Here is a 20733-nt window from a genome sequence, read left to right as displayed (position 1 = left end):
TCATTTAGTGAGTTTGCTTAAAATCTGCCTATTATTTTTGATCTAATTCCTGCTTTTTTAATCAAGAAATTTTACAAATAATCTGTTATAAAAAGATGATTTTAAAGTCATTTTAAGTAAAAAAACAACCATGTAAAACTTAACTCTGGTACTAGATTTGTGCAAATTTAATTCGCAATAGTTAAATTGATTTTCAAAATAAATTTCATCTTTCATTAAAACAGGCCTTACTGAAAAGTATTTGGAAATCTTTAGGCGATTGATTTTAACTGGTACAACTTATTTCTAGAAACATTTAGTTTCTTTAAAGTGAAATGAAGCTCTCTTAAGAACAGACAACACTATTGTTTTCTCTGTTTTGTTTTGCATTTAAAACACCTGCAAAAGCCATTAAAAGAAGAATACAGACAGAACCTGGTTTACTATAAAACTAGAATCAATAGAAAATTATCTATATTTAAAATCTGTTATATTAATTCTACATATTATCTGAGTCTTTCTGAAAAGACTTACTAAACCAACATGGTTTTAATGCATAGAAGATTTCTAGTGCACAGGTAAATACACCTTATCCTTTAATTAAATTTTAAACAACAACAGTTGATTGAAAAATCAATTAACTATTCATGTTTTAATTGTATTTCACAATTAAAAATGTGATGCTTTTATGGTAATTAAAATGAAAAACAAACAATTAATTAATAGAAATATAGAAGCCTTTTACACAAGAGCCTCTGAAGAAACCCGACTAGAAAAAGGTATGGGCGTATTTGAATTTGAAAGAATTAAATCTTTAATTGAAAAATACCTTTCTAATACATCGTCAAAAATTATTGATGTTGGTGGCGGTACTGGTAAGTATGCTGAATGGCTTGCAAAAAAAGGCCATTTAGTCCATTTGGTTGAGCCTGTTGCTAAACACCTACATATAGCCGAAAACCGAGCCAAGAAATTAAAAAACAATTTTAAAGTTCACCTTGGTGAATCTAGAAACCTAGACTTTCCTAACAACTATGCAGACCTTATCATTCTTCATGGACCTCTTTATCATCTTCAAAAAAAAGAAGATAGGGAATTAAGCATTTTAGAAGCGAGACGTGTTATAAAAAATGATGGAATCATTTTGGGTTTTGCTATCAATTATACGGCATCAACTTTGGTTGGACTTTTAAACGGACTCATACACAAAAAGTCATTCTTTGAAATGTGCAAGAATGAATTAACAACAGGAATTCATAATCCGCCAGATGAATTTCCTTGGCTCTTGACCGAGGCATATTATCACAAACCTGAACAGTTAAAATCAGAGTTTGTAAACCAAGGTTTAACCTATTTAAATACATATGCCATTGAAGGAATATCTTGGCTTGACAAAGACTTTTTTACAAACATGTTAAATGACAATAAAAGAAAAACCTTGTTAGAACTATTACAAATAACTGAAAACGACAGCTGCATTTTAGCATTTAGTCCACATATGATGATAGCCGTAAAAAAATAAAACCATGAAAAATAAAGACCGATATTTTAAAGCACTAGGTAAAAACCAAGGACAATTAAATGAGATCGACTTAGGAGAAAAAATTCAACTTGATGAAAATGAAACTAGAGAAATAATAGCACAATTATTATCTGAACATAAAATTAAATATGATAATAACAGGGTATGCAAATATCTAATTGTAAATAAAAGAAGTAGGTGATATTGAACATTAATATTAACGGATTATTCTTAAAAAACGCTCCTTAATGTATTTGGGAAAACAAATAGCATTATTCAAATTTCAATATTACAAATGAAATCCGGAAATCTATATTGGTTTCCGGTCTCTTAATGTATAACTTTTGGTATATAACTGCCAAGTAGCTACAAATGTACTTGCCTAATTATAACTACTATTGTCTTGTACTTTTTTTACTGCAAATGAGTTTTCGTCTATCCACATAATTTCCCAATGAATTATTGGGTCGGTATCATAGCTTTCAAGCGTTACTGATTGATTTTGAGTATTAAAACGATAATATCCAGTGATTCCTCCTTGACGAATGATTTCTCCTTGGTAAATTTCATTTCCACACCGCCTCCCTATTTTCCTTCCAGAATTAAAACTTATCCGATATTCACCAGTAGTTAAAAAACGAAGCTCCGTTCCAATCTTCAAAGTTCTTTTTCGCTTATAAACTATAATTTCAGAATTGCCTTCTTTTATTGTTTGATCAACTGTCCAACGACCGATTAGATAAGATTGTGATATTTCTTTCTCTTGACCAAGACAAAACTGAGCAAAAAAGAATACAAACAGGATTATTGATTTTCTCATAAATGGGTAAAAACAAGAATCGTTCCAACTTATATTCTTCCACATCTTAAAGAATTTACAGATAGTATTTGATTAAAACCATAGATAATCAATTGTGAAATCAAGTAACGAAAGAACATTTAAATCGTATTGAACATATGAAAAAAATAATGCTTTTACTTTTCATACTGACCCAAGTTCAAGTTACATCTCAGGTAGTGTTAGAAAATGAATTGATTGGCACTTGGCAAATTGAAAAAGTTCATATCACCCGACCCGGGGTTTGCATTACAGATGACATTAACCAAATAATTGGAAGCATTTTTACATTTACCAATAATCATTTACGCTATGCAACTTCAAATAATAACTGGTTCTCGTTAGATACAAATAATCAGTTATACTGGGTTTTAGAAAACGATTATCTTGTTATAAAATCAAAAGCAACTAAAGAAATCTATTCATTAAAAATCATATTTAAAAAAGATAAATTGACTTTATTAATTTCTAATTTAATTACGATTGTTTTGAAAAAGAATTTGCAGAAATTGACATCAAGCTAAAATTAATATTCAAGTTTTTTTCAGGAAACAAGAATTGAAAAAAGTGTAATTGGAAAATAGCATATATCACTTAAAGAAAATTTCTACTAATTAAAATACCAATTTGTATTTTTATTTGGAGATGAATGAAAAATTTTCCCCTGTGCCTATCATATAAAAATTGATAACTAAATTGAAACAAAAATAACGATTGGTTTATAATTTATCGTTCTATTGATAAACCTCAGCTATTCAAACCACAAAGCCCTTATCATCTAAGATGATAAGGGCTTTGTATAATTCTATTATTCACATATAGTAAAGCTACACGAGTAGTTCTTGATTGACCCTCATAATCCACATCTTATCATCATAAGCGTCGTTCAGCTTAGAGTAATATGAAATCAAGGCATTGGTCCAAGAATCATGCTTCTTAAGATACACATATCTATAATTGTTCTTTGGGTTGATAAAGTAGCTTGCATTTAACCCGAATGAATTTAAAAGCGAAACAAACTTCTTAGCATTGCTAGGGTTGGCAAATACATTAGCTATTAAATAATAACCAGATCCGGCACCCTCAATAACATAAGATTTAGAATCGGCTTCTCTAGACTCAACGTTATCTCTTACCACCTCATTAGACGTTAGAACATTGGAGTCGTACTTAGAAGACTTTTCTTTGATCTTATTGACATTACTAGCGTAAGCTTCGTTAGAATATCTATTATCCACGTTCATGATCCACATAGCACCATCATATGCACCGTTCAAATTAGAATCGTGTGCAGCAACAGCATCTTCAAATGTATCATAACGTTGAAGGTAAACATACTTGAAGCCTGTATTTGGGTTATCGATATAATCAGCGTTAATACCCTTAGCGTTTAAGTCGTCAATAAAATTATTCATATACTGACCACCTTTATAAACATTAGCCACTATATAGTAACCATCAGTTACATCTGGTAGGTCTTTAAACCTTTGACTTTTAACTCCGTCTTGGGCTACTTCCCTAACTGCATTCGTAGTAGGTACAGAAGTATTTCTAGGTCTGTTTGCAACCACAGCGTCTTTAGGCTGAACCTGCTCAGTAAAATTATTCTTATCAGTATAATTTGTGTTGGTCTCCGCAACTTCTTGTCTCTCGGTAACCGGGTTTTCTCTTTCATTAGATATGACCGCAACCCTATCTTGTTGGGTTACGCCAGTTGTTTCTTTACCACTTGCCAATTCACCAGAGTTGCTTGGATTATAACTATTGGTATTTGAGCCTCCAGAATTACTTGGGTTATAATTAGAAGCTACAGCAGTATTACTGTTCTCATCTAGGAAAAGCTCTTTGGCCTTATTTTCTAAGTCAGGTCTTTCTCCATTGGTTTCATTACGAACCATACGCATAACCATTGCAAAACGTCTTTCTAAATCAGATTGGCGAATAGCTTCTAATGAATCTTGACGAAACATCAGCTCTTCAATAATGGCATCGTTCTCTGCCAACTTCATTTTCAACTCTTCAATTTCCTCATTCGTTGCAATGTTCTCTGGCTCATCATCATTTTGCACTAGATCATCCTCGTAATCATCCTCTAACATTACCCTATCTTCTGTAAGGTTAGGTGTAAATGAATACGCAAATGAGATTTCATGGGTAACTCCAAAATTATCAAAATTGTTAGATAACCCTTTTTCCATAGTATAGCCTAAAGAGATTCTTTGGTTAAGATTAAAACCAACACCCGCAGCTGCACCATAAAAACTATCGTAACCACCTTGGATCCATCCTAATTTTGGAAGGTCAAGAATTAAACTACCGCCAAGGGTAACATCTTCTTCACCTACTTTTCTAACTCTTGCCAAAGGCATTAACCGCCCTTGTTCAAATATACCGTCTTGCTTTTCAAACTGATGGGTATATTGTAAGTGCCCAGAATATGTTTTGTCCTTAAACTCGGTTACAGATTCGCTTGTCTTTAAGTTATAATCAAAAAGGTTTTCAGCAAACACACCAACATCGAATTTACCATAAGAAAGGTTAAAACCAGGCTGAAATGATAATAGATTCTGGTCTTGCAGTCCTGCTAAAAAAGGATCATCTTCTACAGTAGAAGCTCTACCGTTATCAAACCCACTTTGGTAGTAAGAAACATTTGCGCCAAAAGTAAAGTTACTCTTGTCGTTCAGTTTTATACCGTAGGCATAATTTGCCAACACACCAAAGTTGCTTAAGATACCTTCTCTTTGAGAATATAGACTAAGGCCTAAACCTGTTTTATCGTTTATACGACCACTATAGCTTAAGAAATAGTTTTGATTGTTATCATCAAATTGTACCGATTGGTTTCGGTGTAACAAGTTGATGTATGATTTGTCTTCCCTAACCGTTGAAAACGTTGGGTTGATTAAGAATCTGTTGTACTTCAAAAGGTTCTGGGAAGGAACGTCATATGATACAAACGGATTATCCTCTTGCCCGCTAACCTTCATGATAGCCAACACAAATAACAATAGATATAAAACACTTTTCTTTAGCATGGTGAGCTTAACGTATTACTGTGATCGTACCTTGTTTAAGTACTTCACTGGCATTCCTGATCTTATAGTAGAATACCATGTTTTGTTTGGTGAACGCAGTAGTTGACTGCGGCCAGTTATTTTTATAATCGAATTCGTTTACAATTTCTTGACCTTGCTCATTGTAAATAATTACATTGACATCGGCCTTATTGGAATAAGAGTTAGGTATGATCCATTGATCATTGATACCATCTCCGTTCACGGTGATGACATTAGGCACTTTAAAGGTGTCTAAATAAGATACTTCTAACTGTCTAACAATCTCGCAATTATCAATAGATGCAATTAAGGTATAACTACCGGCTTCGGTAATTGTAACACTATCAGAGTTGCTCAATTCAGCAGCATTGGCATCTAACCATCTGTAAGCTGTACCGCCATTTGCAGTAACGGTTCTAGTTGTACCTTCTGGCATTACTATTTCTGTACCGGGATCAAGCGTAATTAAGTTTTCATCTAATGGTGTAACTACAATTTCATTAGAGATTAACGAACAACCATCTCTGTCAATTGCCAAGCTATATGTACCAGCGGTAGAAACCGTTAATACAGCATCTGTAGTATTAATGGATGCCCCGTCTAATTGCCACTCAAAGGTAGCGGAACTCAAGTCAGTAGTTGTGCTTAAAGTAATAGTTTCGCCACCACTACAGAAAACAGTTCCTGAGCTTGTAATAGCCACCGTTTCATTAGTTAATAATTGAACCGGTAAAACATTGGAATCCACATCAAAACTACCAACAATTGCATTTAAATCGTAATCCCCATTTTCAGAGTTTGAAGCCAAACTAATACTGTTGCTAGATGCACCTGCTATTGCAGCGCCATCTTTACTCCATTCATATGTAAATCCGTCCAATAAGGCACTTGTTACATCTGTTATAGTTCCGTCTGCTGCAACTGCATTAATCAACTCAACACCCAACGTAGTACTTGTAGTTTCACAAGGGGTATACGCTTCGGTATAATTTATAGTAATTTCAAATGATGCAGGAGATACAACTGTAGTTATATCAGAGTTTTTAGAAGATACAGAACAAGCACCGCCTGTTTGAGTTACTTCTGCGTAATATTCGCCATCTTCGGTAATAGTAAGAGAACTACTTGTTTCACCTACAATCTCAACAGCATTTCTAAACCATTTATAACTTGGTGTAACTGCCGTTGTACTTACAGATAATACTTCGTTTTGTGTAGGTAATAAAACCATATTAATTTCATTCTCTACAGTAACGGTATATAATTCCGCATTGGTTATGGTTACCACAGCCGATCTTTCATTACAGATACCTGTACCTGAAATCTCTACTGCATAGTTACCTTCAAAACCTGCATTAGAAGCATTCACGTTATATGAAGTTGAAGTTGCACCAACAATCTCAACATCATCTTTGAACCACTGATAGTTCCATGAAGCATCTGTTTGGTCTATAGTCAATGTTTCAGTATCTGTACTACATAAAGAAGTTTTGGTTGGAGCAGTAACTGCAATGCCGGTTCCAGAACCGCCAATAGTTACATCAACAATATTAGAATCTGTATTACCAGAACCGGTACATCTTGGACCATAATCAATATATACATTGTACATACCAGATTGTGCAACGTTTAAAGTATGCCCAGTTTCACCAGTTAATTCCGTACCACTGCGAAACCAAATATACTGATAGGTTTCTGGGTTGGCTATATTATCTACTTGTAAGGTAATAGCACCTGTGCTACATACTGTACCTGGAGGTACACCGTCACCCAATTCACTAATATTTAAATTAGAGGTAACATCCATATAATACATATTATAAGCTTCAGATTCGCTACCTACCTTTACTGGGTCTGTACTACGAACTCTCATTTTATAACCTTGACCTCGGGTATCCGTTGGTATAGCAAAACTGGTATCAAAATCTTTGACATCATTTTTGTCGGTTATCGTCTGTAATGTCTGTGCATTAGCAAAACTACCACTGGCATCAGATAACTCTAAGATAAATTCGTTGTCTGGGTTGGCAGTACCGATCCAAGTAATGTTGACGAAGTACTCATTAAATCCGCCATTTCCTGCACAAACGGCAGACCACGGGGTACTACCAGACAGGTTTGGATTGTCTGCAGGTTCAGGAGCATTGATGACTATTGCTTGCGCAGATAATTGAAATGCGCAAAATAGCATGGATAGTGCTGTAAATACGGTAAGTTTGTTCAAGGTTTTCATATGCATTTGTAGTTATGGGGGCCACTACGGTTGAAAAGTTGGTTAATAAGTTTTTTATAATCCCAACATTTCTTAGACAAATATGTTATTAAATACGACGAACTGGAATTTTATGTTGTTAGAAGGAAGATTTCTGTTGTGAAACTCATTTTATGTAAGGTGTGTTTTATTTAAACCAACCATTTAAGGCAATTTTGCTACTTTTGTAGCTTGAAAAATTATGACATGAGCGAGACAACGAAGTCTTTGAATTTTATTGAACAAATTGTTGAAGAGGACTTGGTAAATGGTTATACCAAAGACGAATTACGTTTTCGTTTTCCTCCAGAGCCTAATGGTTACCTACATATTGGGCACGCAAGTTCTATTTGCTTAAACTTTGGTTTAGGTCTTAGATATAATGCCCCTGTAAATCTGAGGTTTGATGATACCAACCCTGCAAAAGAGGAACAAGAATTTGTAGATGCCATTAAAAAAGATGTAGAATGGCTAGGTTTTAAGTGGGATACCGAACGGTATGCGTCTGATTATTTTCAGCAATTGTATGATTGGGCAGTAGAATTGGTAAAACAAGGCAAGGCATATGTCGATAATCAATCTTCTGAAGAAATGGCCGCTCAAAAAGGTACACCTACAGAACCTGGTACAAATAGTCCGAACAGAAATAGATCTATAGAAGAGAATTTAGAACTCTTCGAAAAGATGAAAAACGGTGATTTTGAAGAAGGAACTCACGTATTAAGAGCCAAGATCGATATGGCTTCCTCTAATATGTTGATGCGAGATCCAATTATGTACCGTGTACTGCATAAAGCACACCACAGAACAAATACCGATTGGTGTATTTATCCTATGTATGATTGGACACATGGAGAAAGTGATTACATAGAACAAGTTTCACATTCTTTCTGTACGTTAGAATTTGCCATGCACCGCGAATTATATAATTGGTTTTTAGATCAAGTGTACGATAAAACTAAAGTAAGACCTAAACAGCGAGAATTTGCTAGAAGAAACTTGAGTCATACCGTAGTGAGTAAAAGAAAACTGGCACAATTGGTAGAAAAGGGTGTAGTCGATTCTTGGGATGATCCTAGAATGCCAACAATTTCCGGTTTAAGAAGAAGAGGGTATACCCCAGAATCTATACGCAATTTTACAGATACTATAGGTATAGCAAAAAGAGATAACTTAATTGACGTTTCTTTATTAGAGTTTCAGGTACGTGACCATTTAAATAAAGTAGCTCCAAGGGTAATGGGTGTTTTAGATCCATTAAAAGTGGTAATAACGAATTATCCAGAAGGGGAAGAAGAGTGGTTAGATGCAGAAAATAATCCCGAAGATGAAAGTGCCGGTTCTAGAAAAGTTCCTTTTTCAAGAGAATTCTATATTGAAAGAGAAGATTTTAGAGAAGAGGCTAACAAGAAATTCTTTAGACTAAAACTTGGAAAAGAGGTTCGTTTAAAGAATGCATACATTATTAAAGCTGAATCTTGCACAAAAGATACTGATGGGAATATTATAGAGGTACAATGTACTTACGACCCAAAAAGTAAAAGTGGTAGCGGTTCTGAAGAAAGCTTACGTAAAGTAAAAGGAACATTGCATTGGGTATCTATAAAACATGCTGTTGAAGCAGAAGTACGTTTATACGATCGTTTGTTTACAGATGAAAGTCCAGATACACATAAGGATAAAGATTTTATGGAATTTGTAAATCCAGATTCTTTACAGGTAATTACCGGTTATGTAGAACCTCATTTAAAAGAGGCACAAATTGGAGACCGGGTTCAATTTCAAAGAATCGGGTATTTCTGTGTTGATCCAGATACAACTGCAGATAAATTAGTTTTCAATAGAACTGTTGGTTTAAGAGATTCTTGGGCTAAAATTGCCGAAAAATAAAAGTATAATTATTTTCAATGGCATAAAAAATATCAATTGGTATTTTTTATGCCATTTTTATTGTTTTAAGACCACCTCAATGGTTTTAAATAGTCAGCTATACAAGTTGTTGGTTGATGTTGAAAAATGCTTTCAAAACAACTTATATTGCGTTTTACTATTGCTTAAAACCTTAATTATCCAAAGTGCACTTATCATTTTATTATAGTATAAGTATTCCCTTTTAATTCCCTTCTTTTCATAATCTCATTAAGTTTAGAGAATTACATTTCATCGATCCATTAAGCAAAATGCCTTTTTTTCGTATGGAATGTTATTTCAACCCGTCTTAGTTGAAGTAACAATATATACTATGAAAAAAATTGCAACCTTATTACTACTTTTTATAGGTGCTACACTTTTTGCACAAGAAGTTAAAATAGAAGTTTTAGAATTCTCAGGTTTAAAAAGAACAAAAGAGTCTTTCTTAAGAAGATTGGTAAAAACAAAAGAACAAACAATATATGATGTCTCATTAGTAAATGCAGATATTGAAAGACTAAAAAGATTACCCGGTATTGCCAGTGCTACCTACGACATTGAAAATAGAGATAATAAAAATGTTCTTATATATACTATTGTAGAGAACTATACTATTATACCAGGTTTAAGGATAGCTACCGCAAACGACGGTAGTTTTTCCTATAGAGTATCTGCCTTTGAATTTAATCTGTTTGGAAATAATCAATTATTAGGTGGGTTTTATGAGAAGAATATTTTCAACTCCTATGGCGCATTTTGGGAACATCCATTTTTATTTAGTGATAAACTAGGTATCGGTATCAATTACCAAGATCTTACAACACAAGAACCCGTTTTTTATGAGCAGGGAGAAAAAGACTATCGTTTTAATTCTAAAAATGCAGAGGCAAAACTATTGTTCTCTTTCGATTTTAAAAATGAAGCAGAACTAGGTGCCGCTTTTGTGCAAGAATCGTATTTATTTGAAGGTGATAATGCGTTACCAAATACTCCGCTATCATTAGAAGCAAATAAATTAATCTATAAAGGTGTTTACCGTTTTGTAGACTTAGATATAGATTATCAATATTTTGATGGTATTATTAGTGAATTTACAGCTCAACATATTCAATTTTTAAATGGCGATGCACCTGCAGAAACCTTTCTAAATTCGTTCTCATCCTTTAGAAATGATTTAACGTACTACAAAAAGATCCAAGATAAGGGCAACTGGGCAAGTAGACTTCGTTTAGCGGCAGCATTTGGTAACGATGATTCTCCATTTGCTCCCTTTACTTTAGACAATCAATTAAACATTAGGGGCGTAGGTACCACCGTAGATCGCGGTACAGCGTCAATTGTATTGAATACGGAATATAGGCATACTTTATATGAAAAAGGCTGGTTTGTTGTTCAAGGAAATGCTTTTGTTGATGCTGGTTCATGGAGAAATCCCGGTGAAGAGTTCTCGCAATTATTTGATGGTTCTTCTACCAAGCTATATCCAGGTGTTGGTTTTAGGTTTATCCACAAAAAAATATTCAATGCGGTATTTAGATTGGATTACGGAGTAGGAATTGGAAACGATACTACAAACGGAATAGTCTTTGGTATTGGGCAATACTTTTAAAGAAAATAGTTCAATAAAAAAAGCCGCTACAGTATCTACTGTAGCGGCTTTTATGTATAAGAAATTACGTTTTAAGAATTGTCTGAATTACCTCTTTTCTTATTCACAATCCCTTTTTTTGCATTTTGTTCTTTCATAGCCTCACCAATTTGGTTAGATGCCGTAAAAGATGCAATCATATTATTCAACATATCACTACCTGCCTGTGGAGAATTAGGTAATAAAATAAGGTTAGAATTAGTTTCTTCACCTATAGACTGTAATGTATCATAGTGTTGTGTAACTACAATAAGGGCTGAAGCTTCTTGAGAGTTAATACCAACATTGTTTAGAACGTCTACAGATTCTTCTAAACCACGAGCAATCTCTCTACGTTGATCGGCAATACCTTGACCTTGTAATCGCTTACTTTCTGCCTCTGCCTTAGCTTTCTCCACAATTAAAATACGTGCAGCATCACCTTCAAACTGCGCAGCAGTTTTTTGACGTTCAGAAGCATTAATACGGTTCATAGCCTCTTTTACTTGGGCATCTGGATCAATATCTGTAACCAAGGTTTTAATAATATCAAAACCATAATCAAGCATTGCCTCTTGTAGTTCAGATTTTACCGCAATAGCAATATCATCTTTCTTTACAAAGACATCATCTAATTTCATTTTTGGCACCTCTGCTCTTACCACATCAAATACATAAGAAGTAATCTGCTCATGTGGATACTCTAACTTGTAATAAGCATCATATACTTTCTCCTTGATAACCACATATTGTACAGATACTTTCAACTTTACAAATACATCATCTAAGGTCTTGGTTTCAATAATAACATCTAACTGTTGAATTTTTAAACCTATTCTAGCCGCAATTCGCTGTACAAAGGGAATTTTAAACTGAATACCAGATTGCCTAACACTAGTAAATTTCCCAAAGGTTTCTATTAAAACAGCGGTTTGTTGTTTTACGATAAATACACCCGATAGAATAGTGAAAATCACTAAAAACGCAATCGGAATCCAAATAAATGAGCCCATATTTTTTTATTTTATAGTTAATAATGGAAGATACTAAAAGCCTTCAAACTATAAGTAGCATAAGCTGCACATTTGTTACAGAATCATGGTATTAAAAACATAAATTGTAATATTACTTTGAGAAAATTAAAACATTCCCAATTTGGGAAACAGATTAAATACCGCTTTTAAGATCTTATGGTCGAAAATTAATGACACTTAAAAACTAGCTATATGTTACTATCTATACAACCTAAACTACCCATGCGGAATAAAACCGTTACTAAAAATTACTATATAGATATTTTGGGTTTTAAAGAAGTGGGAGATAAGGATTACAGCGAATATCTAATGGTGGAAAAAGACCATATTGAAATCCATTTTTTTCTGTTTGAAACTATTAATCCGAAAGAGAACTATGGGCAGGTTTATATACGTACCCAAGATATAGATAATTTATACCAATCGTTTTTAAAAAACAAAATAGCAATACACCCCAACGGAAAATTAGCGGTTAAGCCTTGGAAACAAAAGGAGTTCTCTCTTTTAGACCCCGATAATAATCTACTAACATTTGGGCAATCTTTACACGAAATTTAAACTATATAAAACAAAAAGACCGCTCTTTTAAGCGGTCTTTTATATTACCTTCTAAGTATAAATTAAATATCAAAGCGATCTAAATTCATCACTTTAGTCCAAGTTCTACCAAAATCACGAACAAATTTTTGCTTAGCATCTTCAGTACCGTATACTTCTGCCAACGCTCGAAGTTCAGAGTTAGATCCAAATATCAAATCTGCTCTTGTACCTGTCCATTTAACATCTCCAGTTTTACGGTCGCTTCCTTCAAATACCGTATCATCATTAGTTGATGCTTTCCATGTAGTGCCCATATCCAATAAATTAATAAAGAAATCATTGGTTAGCAAACCAGGTTTGTCTGTGAACACACCATTATTTGAACCGTCATAATTAGCACCTAATACACGAAGTCCACCAACTAAAACCGTCATCTCTGGAGCGGTAAGTGTTAAAAGGTTGGCCCTGTCTATCAACAGTTCCTCTGCCTGAACAGATAATTTCTGTTTTGTATAATTTCTAAATCCGTCAGCAATAGGTTCTAAAGCTTCAAAAGATTCAATTTCAGTATTTTCTTGAGTAGCATCTGTACGTCCTGCATTGAAACCTACTTTTGTATCAAAACCAGCTAATTTAGCTGCATTTTCAACAGCGGCAGTACCGGCTAAAACTACTAAATCAGCAAAAGATACCTTCTTGTTACTAGATTGGCTATCATTAAATTCTTTCTGAATTCTTTCCAAAGTAGAAGTAACCTTTGCTAACTGCTGAGGATTGTTCACTTTCCAATCTTTTTGCGGAGCCAAACGAACACGACCACCATTGGCACCACCACGTTTATCTGAACCTCTATAAGTAGATGCAGATGCCCAAGCAGTAGAAACCAATTCTGCAGTAGAAAGTCCAGAAGCTAATATGGTTTTCTTTAAATCGGCTATATCTTGATCATTTATAAGTTCAAAATCTACCGCTGGTACAGGGTCTTGCCAAATTAACTGTTCACTTGGCACCTCTGGTCCTAAATAGCGCTCTTTAGGTCCCATATCTCTATGCGTTAATTTATACCAAGCTTTAGAATAAGCCTCTTTGAATTCATCTGGATTTTCTAGAAAATTCCTTGATATTTTTTCATAAGCGGGGTCTAAACGCAAAGACATATCCGTTACCAACATAAAAGGCTGGTGTGTTTTTCCTGGTATATGCGCATCTGGCATTTCACCTGCACCGGCATCACCTACTGGCTTATATTGCCAAGCTCCCGCAGGACTCTTTGTTAATTCCCACTCAAAACCAAATAAGTTTTCAAAGAAATAATGACTCCATTTAGTAGGTGTTTGTGTCCATGCTCCTTCAATACCACTTGTAATAGTATCTGCTCCAGAACCCGAACCATAACTACTGTTCCATCCTAAACCTTGGGCAGTAATATCTGCTGCTGCGGGCTCAGAACCAACATATTTTTCTGGATCAGCGGCACCATGAGTTTTACCGAAAGTATGACCACCTGCAATCAACGCTACAGTTTCGTAGTCGTTCATTGCCATTCTTTTAAATGTTTGTCTAATATAATGAGCCGCTTCTAACGGATCAGGATTTGCATTATGACCTTCTGGATTTACATAGATTAAACCCATGTGCGCAGCACCTAGCGGATTTTCCAATTCGTTACCGTCTTCATCATATCGTTGTTTATTACCCAACCATTCTGTTTCCGATCCCCAGTAAATATCTTCTTCTGGTTGCCAAATATCTTCACGACCACCTGCAAAACCGTACATTGGTAATCCCATACTTTCATGAGCAACATTACCTGTAAGTATCAATAAATCTGCCCAAGAAATTTTCTTCCCATATTTTTGTTTAATAGGCCATAACAATAAACGGGCCTTATCTAAATTGGCATTATCAGGCCAACTGTTCAATGGAGCAAAACGTTGATTTCCTGCACTTGCACCACCTCTACCGTCAGAAATACGATATGTACCGGCACTATGCCAAGCCATACGGATAAAGAATGGACCATAATGACCGTAATCAGCAGGCCACCAGTCTTGGCTAGTTGTCATTAAATCTGTTAAGTCTTTTTTAATAGCGGCAAGATCAAGAGATTTAAATTCTTCTGCATAGTTAAAATCGTCATCCATTGGATCGGCCATTTTAGAATGTAATCTTAAGATATTAAGATTCAACATGTTTGGCCACCAGTCTTTATTCGTTGTTCCACCACCAGCTGCTTGATGCATTTCACCATTTAAAAATGGACAATTTGCTGCAGCAGGATCATTTACATCCCAAGCTTCACCTTTACCGTTAGTACTACTCATGATTATATTTATTTAAGGTTGTTTAAAATTCTATGTCGTAAAACTATCAACATTTCTTCTATTGGTTTCAATATTTTAATAGATAAAAACTATTGTGTTATTTTTAAAAAGCAGATGTAGGTCGAAAATATTTATCTATTGACCTAAATATACATAATATTAAAACTTGATGATAATTAAGAATTCTTAATATTATGAGCTGAATTAATGTAAAGTATGTCGAATAAGCTTTCATATAATTACATTTCGGCAATAAAAATCCCTTGTGCGTAATACTAAGTTTCTTTTAACAGAATTAGCATATTAAAAAAATTGAAATCTCAGTATATTGCAGAGCTATAGGTTAATTATATGGCAAAAGGCACTGCAAGAAAAAAACAAGCAAAACTGCTTCGTACTTTTAGAAAAATTCATAGAATTACAGGTGCCGCTCTATTTATATTCTTTTTTTTCATCTCTATTACCGGCTTACTATTAGGATGGAAAAAACATAGTGCAGATTTAATCTTATCCAAATCTTATGAAGGGGTATCTACAGATTTAAAAGACTGGTTGCCTTTAGAGAATTTGCACACTATTGCAAATATGTACTTGTTAGATTCTATTTCTTCCGAGCTTTCTACAGAAATAGACCGTATTGATATTAGAAAGAACAAGGGAATGGTAAAATTTGTCTATGCCAATCATATTTGGAGCCTACAGATAGATGGTACAACCGGAAAAGTATTGCACGTAGAACGTAGATATTCTGATGTAATAGAAAAAATACACGATGGCTCTATCTTAGATGAATATTTGGGAACCTCAAACAATCAAATAAAGGTAGTTTACACTACAATTATGGGCATTGCTCTACTTGTTTTTACCATTACAGGATTTTGGTTATGGTATGGTCCAAAGCGTATGAAAAGAAATAAAGCATCTGCTTAAAAAATAGGTTTAGCTTTGACCTCTGAATAATTTACACAATTATGGCTGATCAAAGAAGAAAAGATACTGCTGAAAAACCTAGCATACACCCAAGAAATAAACATACCGGTCGTTACGATATAAAGCGTTTAAAGCAAGAAAATCCAGAATTAAAACCATTTGTTGCTAAAAACAAATATGGCAATTTAACTATAGATTTTTTTAATCCAAAAGCGGTAAAGGCTCTAAACAAAGCCATTTTACTATCAGACTACGATTTAGAATTTTGGGATATACCAGATGGTTTTTTGTGTCCGCCAATTCCGGGAAGGGCTGATTACATACACCATATTGCAGATATTTTAGCAGAGAGCAATGGTGGTAAACCGGTTAAGGGAGAAAAAATTATATGTTTAGATATTGGGGTAGGAGCAAATTGTGTTTACCCAATTATTGGCAATAGTTCTTATGGGTGGTCATTTATTGGTTCTGATATTGACAAAATAGCTATTGAAGCCGCAGAAAAAATAGTAAAAATGAATTCTGGTTTAAACGGTAAAGTGAAGTTTAGACACCAGCCAAAACCAGAGCATATTTTCTCTGGTATTTTAAATACCAATGAGAAGGTAGATTTTACAATTTGTAACCCACCTTTTCACGCAACCAAAGCCGAAGCGGAAGCTGGAACATTGCGAAAATTGAGTAACCTAAAGAAAAAAAGAGTAAAAAAAGCCGAACTGAACTTTAGCGGACAAGGCGGCGAGCTATGGACAGATGGAGGTGAAAAGCGTTTTATACTCAACATGATTAATGAAAGCGCTCAATTTTCAAAAAATTCAGCTTGGTATTCTACGTTAGTTTCCAAGCAATCTAATTTGGGCGTATTTTATGACCGATTAGAAAAAATAGGCGTTGTAAAACATGTTACCACACCAATGGCGCAAGGAAATAAGATGAGTAGAATTATCGCTTGGACATTTTTATCCGTCCCAGAAATGGAGACTTGGGCAAAAGATAGATGGATAAGCAAATAAAAATCCGAAAAGACCTTAGTTGAGTTATAAAACGAGGTCTTTTAAGCCGTTCTAAATGGTAAATAGACCCGAAGGGTCGAAATTTTTTTGAAAATACGGTAAAACCACTAAAATGGCAGGAGAAACAGATCTTAATACATTATTACAGAGTTTAAAACCCAACTTAAACGACGGCAGTTATGTTTTCATTACTGTGAAAGATATTCAACATATTTCTAGAGAAGATATTTTATTCGAGTTTAAAGAAAAAGAAGGTATCACAATTATACTTGAAAAAAATAAAGCCGATGAATTAAATTTCAAATACGAATTTGTTGCATCATGGATAACCCTTACCGTTCATTCCGCTTTAGATGCAGTTGGTTTAACAGCAGCGGTTTCAACTGCTTTAACAAAATATAAAATTAGCTGTAATGTGGTGGCCGCATATTATCACGACCACATATTCGTTTCTATAAAAGATACCGAAAAAGCTATGGAAGTATTAGGCGAATTTTCTAAAAAATAAACTGTATTAGATATAAACTACCAAGTATAATCTGAATTTTTGATATAAAGAGTTTAACCTTATACCAAATATATTAGTTTATCCTAACTTACTCAACGCTGTCTCTATTCTAGAAATACTTTCTTCTTTACCGATCATTGCCATAATATCGAAAATATGAGGACCTTTCATATCACCTACCAAGAAAAGGCGTAATGGAGGCATCACTTTACCAAATGATAATTCTTTTTCACCGATCCATGCTTTTACAATCGTTTCGGTATTTTCAGAAGAAAAATCATCTATTGGTTTCAATACAGAAATAAGATCTTTCATTATAGTGCCAGTATCTTCTTTCCATTGTTTTTTGGCTGCCTTTGCATTATACTCAGTAGGAGCTGTAAAAAAGTAATCGCTCAAATTCCAAAAATCAGAAACAAAAACAGCACGTTCTTTTATCAGCGTAACCACATTTGTCACATATTCCAAACTTATTTTATCAACATCAGAAACATGCTCTTTTACTATTGGCAAAAACAATACGGCCAACTCATTATCAGGCGTTTCCTGAAGATAATGTTGGTTGTACCATTTGGTCTTTTCTGGATCAAAACGAGCTCCAGATTTATTGACACGGTCTAAGCTAAAGGTTTTTATCAATTCATCTAAAGAGAAAAGTTCTTGCTCCGTACCAGGATTCCATCCTAATAAGGCCAAGAAATTTATCACTGCCTCAGGAAAATATCCAGATTCTTTATAACCAACAGATTCATTCCATGAAAGAGGAAACACCGGGAAGCCCATTTTCTCACCATCGCGCTTACTAAGTTTTCCTTTTCCTACGGGTTTCATAATCAAAGGTAAATGCGCAAATTCTGGAGAATCCCATCCAAATGCATCATACAACTGTTTGTGTAAAGCCAAAGAAGGCAACCATTCTTCTCCACGTATAACATGAGAAATTTCCATTAAATGGTCATCAACAATATTAGCCAAATGGTAGGTTGGCATACCATCGCTTTTAAATAATACCTTATCGTCTAAAACATTGGTATCGATCTTAATAGATCCACGAATTAAGTCATTTAGTTGTAATATTTCGTCTGGTGGAGTAAGAAAACGAACCACGTAATCATCTCCATTTTCTAAACGACTTTTAACCTCTTCTGGCATTAAGGACAAAGAGTTATCGAGCTTTAATCTATTGTGCCAATTATAAATAAATGTTTTTCCGTTTTTTTCATGTTCTTTTCTATGCCCATCTAAACTTTCTGCTGTATCAAAAGCATAATATGCATGACCGCTTTCAATTAAATCTTCGGCATATTTTTTATATAAAGACTTACGCTCGCTCTGTCTATATGGACCAAAACCGCCATCTTTACCTACACCTTCGTCAAAAGGAATTCCGCACCAATTCAAAGCATTGATAATATACTGTTCGGCACCTTCAACATATCTGTTTTGGTCGGTATCTTCTATTCTAAGAATAAAATCGCCGCCATGTTTTTTAGCAAACAAATAATTAAATAGGGCAGTGCGCACACCACCAATATGCAATGGTCCTGTAGGACTAGGAGCAAAACGAACACGTACTTTCTTTGTCATGTGGCAAAGGTATAAAAAACACCTTTAGCCATATATCTAAGGCAAACTATTAATTACTTGAATTTGAAAAAAATCTCAAATTTCACTTACAACGCTAGTATTCAATATGCTACTTAAGAGCAATCATTGCTATCAAATTTTATATGCCAAAAAAACCAAGCAAACACTGTAGTTGAGAAGCGAAAAAACAAATGAAATATTAAAATTGAAAACACATATACGAATACTATTAGTAAAACGTTATTTACAAACCTTAAACCATTGAAAATGAAAAATTATTTAAATTACTTTTATGTATTCTTAGTGCTATTAATTACAGGGTGTACCTCAGATTCTACTGACGACACTATGCCAGATGTAGTTGACAGTGCAGATGAAATTACACTTTCTACTTTTGAAATTGAATTTGAAGACGTAACCCAAACAAGTGCTACAATACTGTGGAGCGAGGTTACAGCTTCAAATGAAAGTACTGTAGATTACAGTATTTTTTTAAATGAAGAACTAGTTGCAGAAAACCTTACTGAATTAGAATTTACTGTTGATGAGTTAGAAATAAACACCATCTACACAGTAAAAATCAGTGCATCTGCTGAAAACGCGGTAGAGAGTATAAATTCTTCAGAATTTCAAACTTTAGGAACCCCACCATCTAGCTTTCCAATTACTTATAAAGACAATGGTTGTGGTATTGCTTTTATTAGTTGGGACAGTCCTACGGTAGAAGACGGATCAGACTATTCTTATAGAATATATTTAAACGGTGAACATGTTGAAACTTATGGTTCTTATAGCACAGAAAGAACTGGTTTTAATCTCCTTGTTGCTGAAGGTGAAGATCATGTTATTAAGGTTATTGCCGCAAGTTTTAGTGGTGCCGAAACTGAAGAAGAAATTACCTTTACACAGGTTGCCTGCCCTATACCATCAGATTTTGAAATAACAGCTTCAAATATTACAGGAACTAGCGCAACTTTAAATTGGACAGCATCTACAATGTCTGACGACAGTACAGTATATTATCTTGTTACCGCAAATGGCGTAGGTTATCCTGCAGCAAATACATTTATCTATAGAACTGATTATGAGTTTACCAACCTTGAAAGAAATACAACTTACGAGGTAATAATAACCGCAAGAGCACCTGAAAACGGTAAAACTAAAGAATCAACCATAACTTTTACGACTACAAACGATTATCCAGTACACCCAGATATCTCAGTAACAGAAGCAACATTAATTACACCGGATAGTCAGTATTTTCCAGGGCAATTAAACGTTACTTTCTCAGAAGAACTTGCCAATTTTGAAATTGAAAAATGGGTTGCTGTAGACTATGAAATAGCTAATTATAGTACGTACACTTCATCTGTATCTAGTAGCGTGTTAAGTGAGGAAAACTACAATTCATTAGAAGAAGATAAAACCGGATACTTTTTAATAGAAGTTGACGGAGTACTATATCAACTAAACTATGACGTTGTTTTAGAGACAAATTAAAAAAACATTACTATCATAAAAAGGGGTGAAATTTGTAGTTAGCTACAGATTTCACCCTTTATTTTTTCTATTAATTTGAGTTGTAAAGTATAGTAGTAAGCTAATTTATT

At 34.2% G+C, this 20733-nt stretch carries 16 protein-coding genes; 10 read left to right on the top strand and 6 right to left on the bottom strand.

The window, feature by feature from the left end:
* The first annotated feature begins 679 nt into the window (after window positions 1-679).
* Together PXD56_RS00715 and PXD56_RS00710 are read left to right on the top strand one after the other, a co-directional pair.
* Window positions 680-1501 (top strand): class I SAM-dependent methyltransferase, encoded by an 822-nt coding sequence (locus PXD56_RS00715; protein WP_276491445.1) that lies wholly within the window; start codon window positions 680-682, stop codon window positions 1499-1501.
* A 4-nt stretch (window positions 1502-1505) separates the two neighbouring features.
* Window positions 1506-1703 carry a hypothetical protein gene (locus PXD56_RS00710; RefSeq protein WP_276491444.1) on the top strand — a complete coding sequence of 66 codons (198 nt, stop codon included), beginning with the start codon at window positions 1506-1508 and terminating at the stop codon, window positions 1701-1703.
* Between the two features lie 180 nt (window positions 1704-1883).
* Here PXD56_RS00710 and PXD56_RS00705 read toward each other — a convergent pair whose 3' ends face one another.
* Window positions 1884-2366, bottom strand: a complete 483-nt coding sequence (locus PXD56_RS00705) for a hypothetical protein (RefSeq protein WP_276491443.1) — start codon at window positions 2364-2366, stop codon at window positions 1884-1886.
* Window positions 2367-2458: 92 nt separating this feature from the next.
* On the opposite strand from PXD56_RS00705, the gene PXD56_RS00700 reads away from it, so the two are divergent.
* Window positions 2459-2863 carry a hypothetical protein gene (locus PXD56_RS00700; protein ID WP_276491442.1) on the top strand — a complete coding sequence of 135 codons (405 nt, stop codon included), beginning with the start codon at window positions 2459-2461 and terminating at the stop codon, window positions 2861-2863.
* A gap of 303 nt (window positions 2864-3166) precedes the next feature.
* Here PXD56_RS00700 and PXD56_RS00695 read toward each other — a convergent pair whose 3' ends face one another.
* Together PXD56_RS00695 and PXD56_RS00690 are read right to left on the bottom strand one after the other, a co-directional pair.
* A complete protein-coding gene (locus PXD56_RS00695) occupies window positions 3167-5377 on the bottom strand; it encodes a PorP/SprF family type IX secretion system membrane protein (protein ID WP_276491441.1) in 2211 nt (736 codons plus the stop codon).
* Window positions 5378-5384: 7 nt separating this feature from the next.
* On the bottom strand, window positions 5385-7631 hold the full coding sequence (locus tag PXD56_RS00690; protein WP_276491440.1) for a T9SS type B sorting domain-containing protein: 2247 nt from the start codon (window positions 7629-7631) through the stop codon (window positions 5385-5387).
* Between the two features lie 225 nt (window positions 7632-7856).
* Here PXD56_RS00690 and PXD56_RS00685 point away from each other — a divergent pair, with 225 nt between their 5' ends.
* Entirely contained in the window at window positions 7857-9539 is a 1683-nt protein-coding gene (locus tag PXD56_RS00685) for a glutamine--tRNA ligase/YqeY domain fusion protein (RefSeq protein ID WP_276491439.1), read from the top strand.
* A gap of 352 nt (window positions 9540-9891) precedes the next feature.
* A complete protein-coding gene (locus tag PXD56_RS00680; RefSeq protein WP_276491438.1) occupies window positions 9892-11169 on the top strand; it encodes a POTRA domain-containing protein in 1278 nt (425 codons plus the stop codon).
* A 71-nt stretch (window positions 11170-11240) separates the two neighbouring features.
* On the opposite strand, the gene PXD56_RS00675 is transcribed toward PXD56_RS00680, so the two are convergent.
* A complete protein-coding gene (locus tag PXD56_RS00675) occupies window positions 11241-12200 on the bottom strand; it encodes an SPFH domain-containing protein (RefSeq protein WP_276491437.1) in 960 nt (319 codons plus the stop codon).
* A 213-nt stretch (window positions 12201-12413) separates the two neighbouring features.
* Here PXD56_RS00675 and PXD56_RS00670 point away from each other — a divergent pair, with 213 nt between their 5' ends.
* Complete coding sequence (locus tag PXD56_RS00670; RefSeq protein WP_276491436.1) at window positions 12414-12779, top strand: bleomycin resistance protein; 366 nt, start codon at window positions 12414-12416, stop codon at window positions 12777-12779.
* Window positions 12780-12841: 62 nt separating this feature from the next.
* Here PXD56_RS00670 and katG read toward each other — a convergent pair whose 3' ends face one another.
* The gene (gene katG, locus PXD56_RS00665) at window positions 12842-15085 is read right to left on the bottom strand and encodes a catalase/peroxidase HPI (protein ID WP_276491435.1); all 2244 of its coding nucleotides are present in this window, start codon (window positions 15083-15085) and stop codon (window positions 12842-12844) included.
* Window positions 15086-15436: 351 nt separating this feature from the next.
* Between katG and PXD56_RS00660 the strand changes: the two genes are divergently transcribed.
* From PXD56_RS00660 to PXD56_RS00650, 3 genes are all read left to right on the top strand, one after another.
* A complete protein-coding gene (locus PXD56_RS00660; protein ID WP_276491434.1) occupies window positions 15437-16015 on the top strand; it encodes a PepSY domain-containing protein in 579 nt (192 codons plus the stop codon).
* A 41-nt stretch (window positions 16016-16056) separates the two neighbouring features.
* A complete protein-coding gene (gene rlmF / locus PXD56_RS00655) occupies window positions 16057-17028 on the top strand; it encodes a 23S rRNA (adenine(1618)-N(6))-methyltransferase RlmF (RefSeq protein ID WP_276491433.1) in 972 nt (323 codons plus the stop codon).
* Window positions 17029-17140: 112 nt separating this feature from the next.
* The gene (locus tag PXD56_RS00650) at window positions 17141-17536 is read left to right on the top strand and encodes an ACT domain-containing protein (protein ID WP_276491432.1); all 396 of its coding nucleotides are present in this window, start codon (window positions 17141-17143) and stop codon (window positions 17534-17536) included.
* A 78-nt stretch (window positions 17537-17614) separates the two neighbouring features.
* On the opposite strand, the gene gltX is transcribed toward PXD56_RS00650, so the two are convergent.
* Complete coding sequence (gene gltX / locus PXD56_RS00645) at window positions 17615-19123, bottom strand: glutamate--tRNA ligase (RefSeq protein ID WP_276491431.1); 1509 nt, start codon at window positions 19121-19123, stop codon at window positions 17615-17617.
* A gap of 267 nt (window positions 19124-19390) precedes the next feature.
* Between gltX and PXD56_RS00640 the strand changes: the two genes are divergently transcribed.
* Window positions 19391-20623, top strand: a complete 1233-nt coding sequence (locus PXD56_RS00640) for a fibronectin type III domain-containing protein (protein WP_276491430.1) — start codon at window positions 19391-19393, stop codon at window positions 20621-20623.
* Window positions 20624-20733: the final 110 nt, after the last annotated feature.

It is taken from the genome of Maribacter zhoushanensis (assembly GCF_029350975.1).
GTDB lineage: Bacteria > Bacteroidota > Bacteroidia > Flavobacteriales > Flavobacteriaceae > Maribacter > Maribacter zhoushanensis.
Note: the sequence above shows the minus strand (reverse complement) of the source record. Positions and strands in the feature narration are given on the sequence as shown.

Excerpts from the sequence above, each read along its gene's own strand:
- PXD56_RS00715 (WP_276491445.1), top strand. The coding sequence starts at position 680 with ATGAAAAACAAACAATTAATTAATAGAAATATAGAAGCCTTTTACACA.
- PXD56_RS00710 (WP_276491444.1), top strand. The coding sequence starts at position 1,506 with ATGAAAAATAAAGACCGATATTTTAAAGCACTAGGTAAAAACCAAGGA.
- PXD56_RS00705 (WP_276491443.1), bottom strand. The coding sequence starts at position 2,366 with ATGTGGAAGAATATAAGTTGGAACGATTCTTGTTTTTACCCATTTATG.
- PXD56_RS00700 (WP_276491442.1), top strand. The coding sequence starts at position 2,459 with ATGAAAAAAATAATGCTTTTACTTTTCATACTGACCCAAGTTCAAGTT.
- PXD56_RS00695 (WP_276491441.1), bottom strand. The coding sequence starts at position 5,377 with ATGCTAAAGAAAAGTGTTTTATATCTATTGTTATTTGTGTTGGCTATC.
- PXD56_RS00690 (WP_276491440.1), bottom strand. The coding sequence starts at position 7,631 with ATGAAAACCTTGAACAAACTTACCGTATTTACAGCACTATCCATGCTA.
- PXD56_RS00685 (WP_276491439.1), top strand. The coding sequence starts at position 7,857 with ATGAGCGAGACAACGAAGTCTTTGAATTTTATTGAACAAATTGTTGAA.
- PXD56_RS00680 (WP_276491438.1), top strand. The coding sequence starts at position 9,892 with ATGAAAAAAATTGCAACCTTATTACTACTTTTTATAGGTGCTACACTT.
- PXD56_RS00675 (WP_276491437.1), bottom strand. The coding sequence starts at position 12,200 with ATGGGCTCATTTATTTGGATTCCGATTGCGTTTTTAGTGATTTTCACT.
- PXD56_RS00670 (WP_276491436.1), top strand. The coding sequence starts at position 12,414 with ATGTTACTATCTATACAACCTAAACTACCCATGCGGAATAAAACCGTT.
- katG (WP_276491435.1), bottom strand. The coding sequence starts at position 15,085 with ATGAGTAGTACTAACGGTAAAGGTGAAGCTTGGGATGTAAATGATCCT.
- PXD56_RS00660 (WP_276491434.1), top strand. The coding sequence starts at position 15,437 with ATGGCAAAAGGCACTGCAAGAAAAAAACAAGCAAAACTGCTTCGTACT.
- rlmF (WP_276491433.1), top strand. The coding sequence starts at position 16,057 with ATGGCTGATCAAAGAAGAAAAGATACTGCTGAAAAACCTAGCATACAC.
- PXD56_RS00650 (WP_276491432.1), top strand. The coding sequence starts at position 17,141 with ATGGCAGGAGAAACAGATCTTAATACATTATTACAGAGTTTAAAACCC.
- gltX (WP_276491431.1), bottom strand. The coding sequence starts at position 19,123 with ATGACAAAGAAAGTACGTGTTCGTTTTGCTCCTAGTCCTACAGGACCA.
- PXD56_RS00640 (WP_276491430.1), top strand. The coding sequence starts at position 19,391 with ATGAAAAATTATTTAAATTACTTTTATGTATTCTTAGTGCTATTAATT.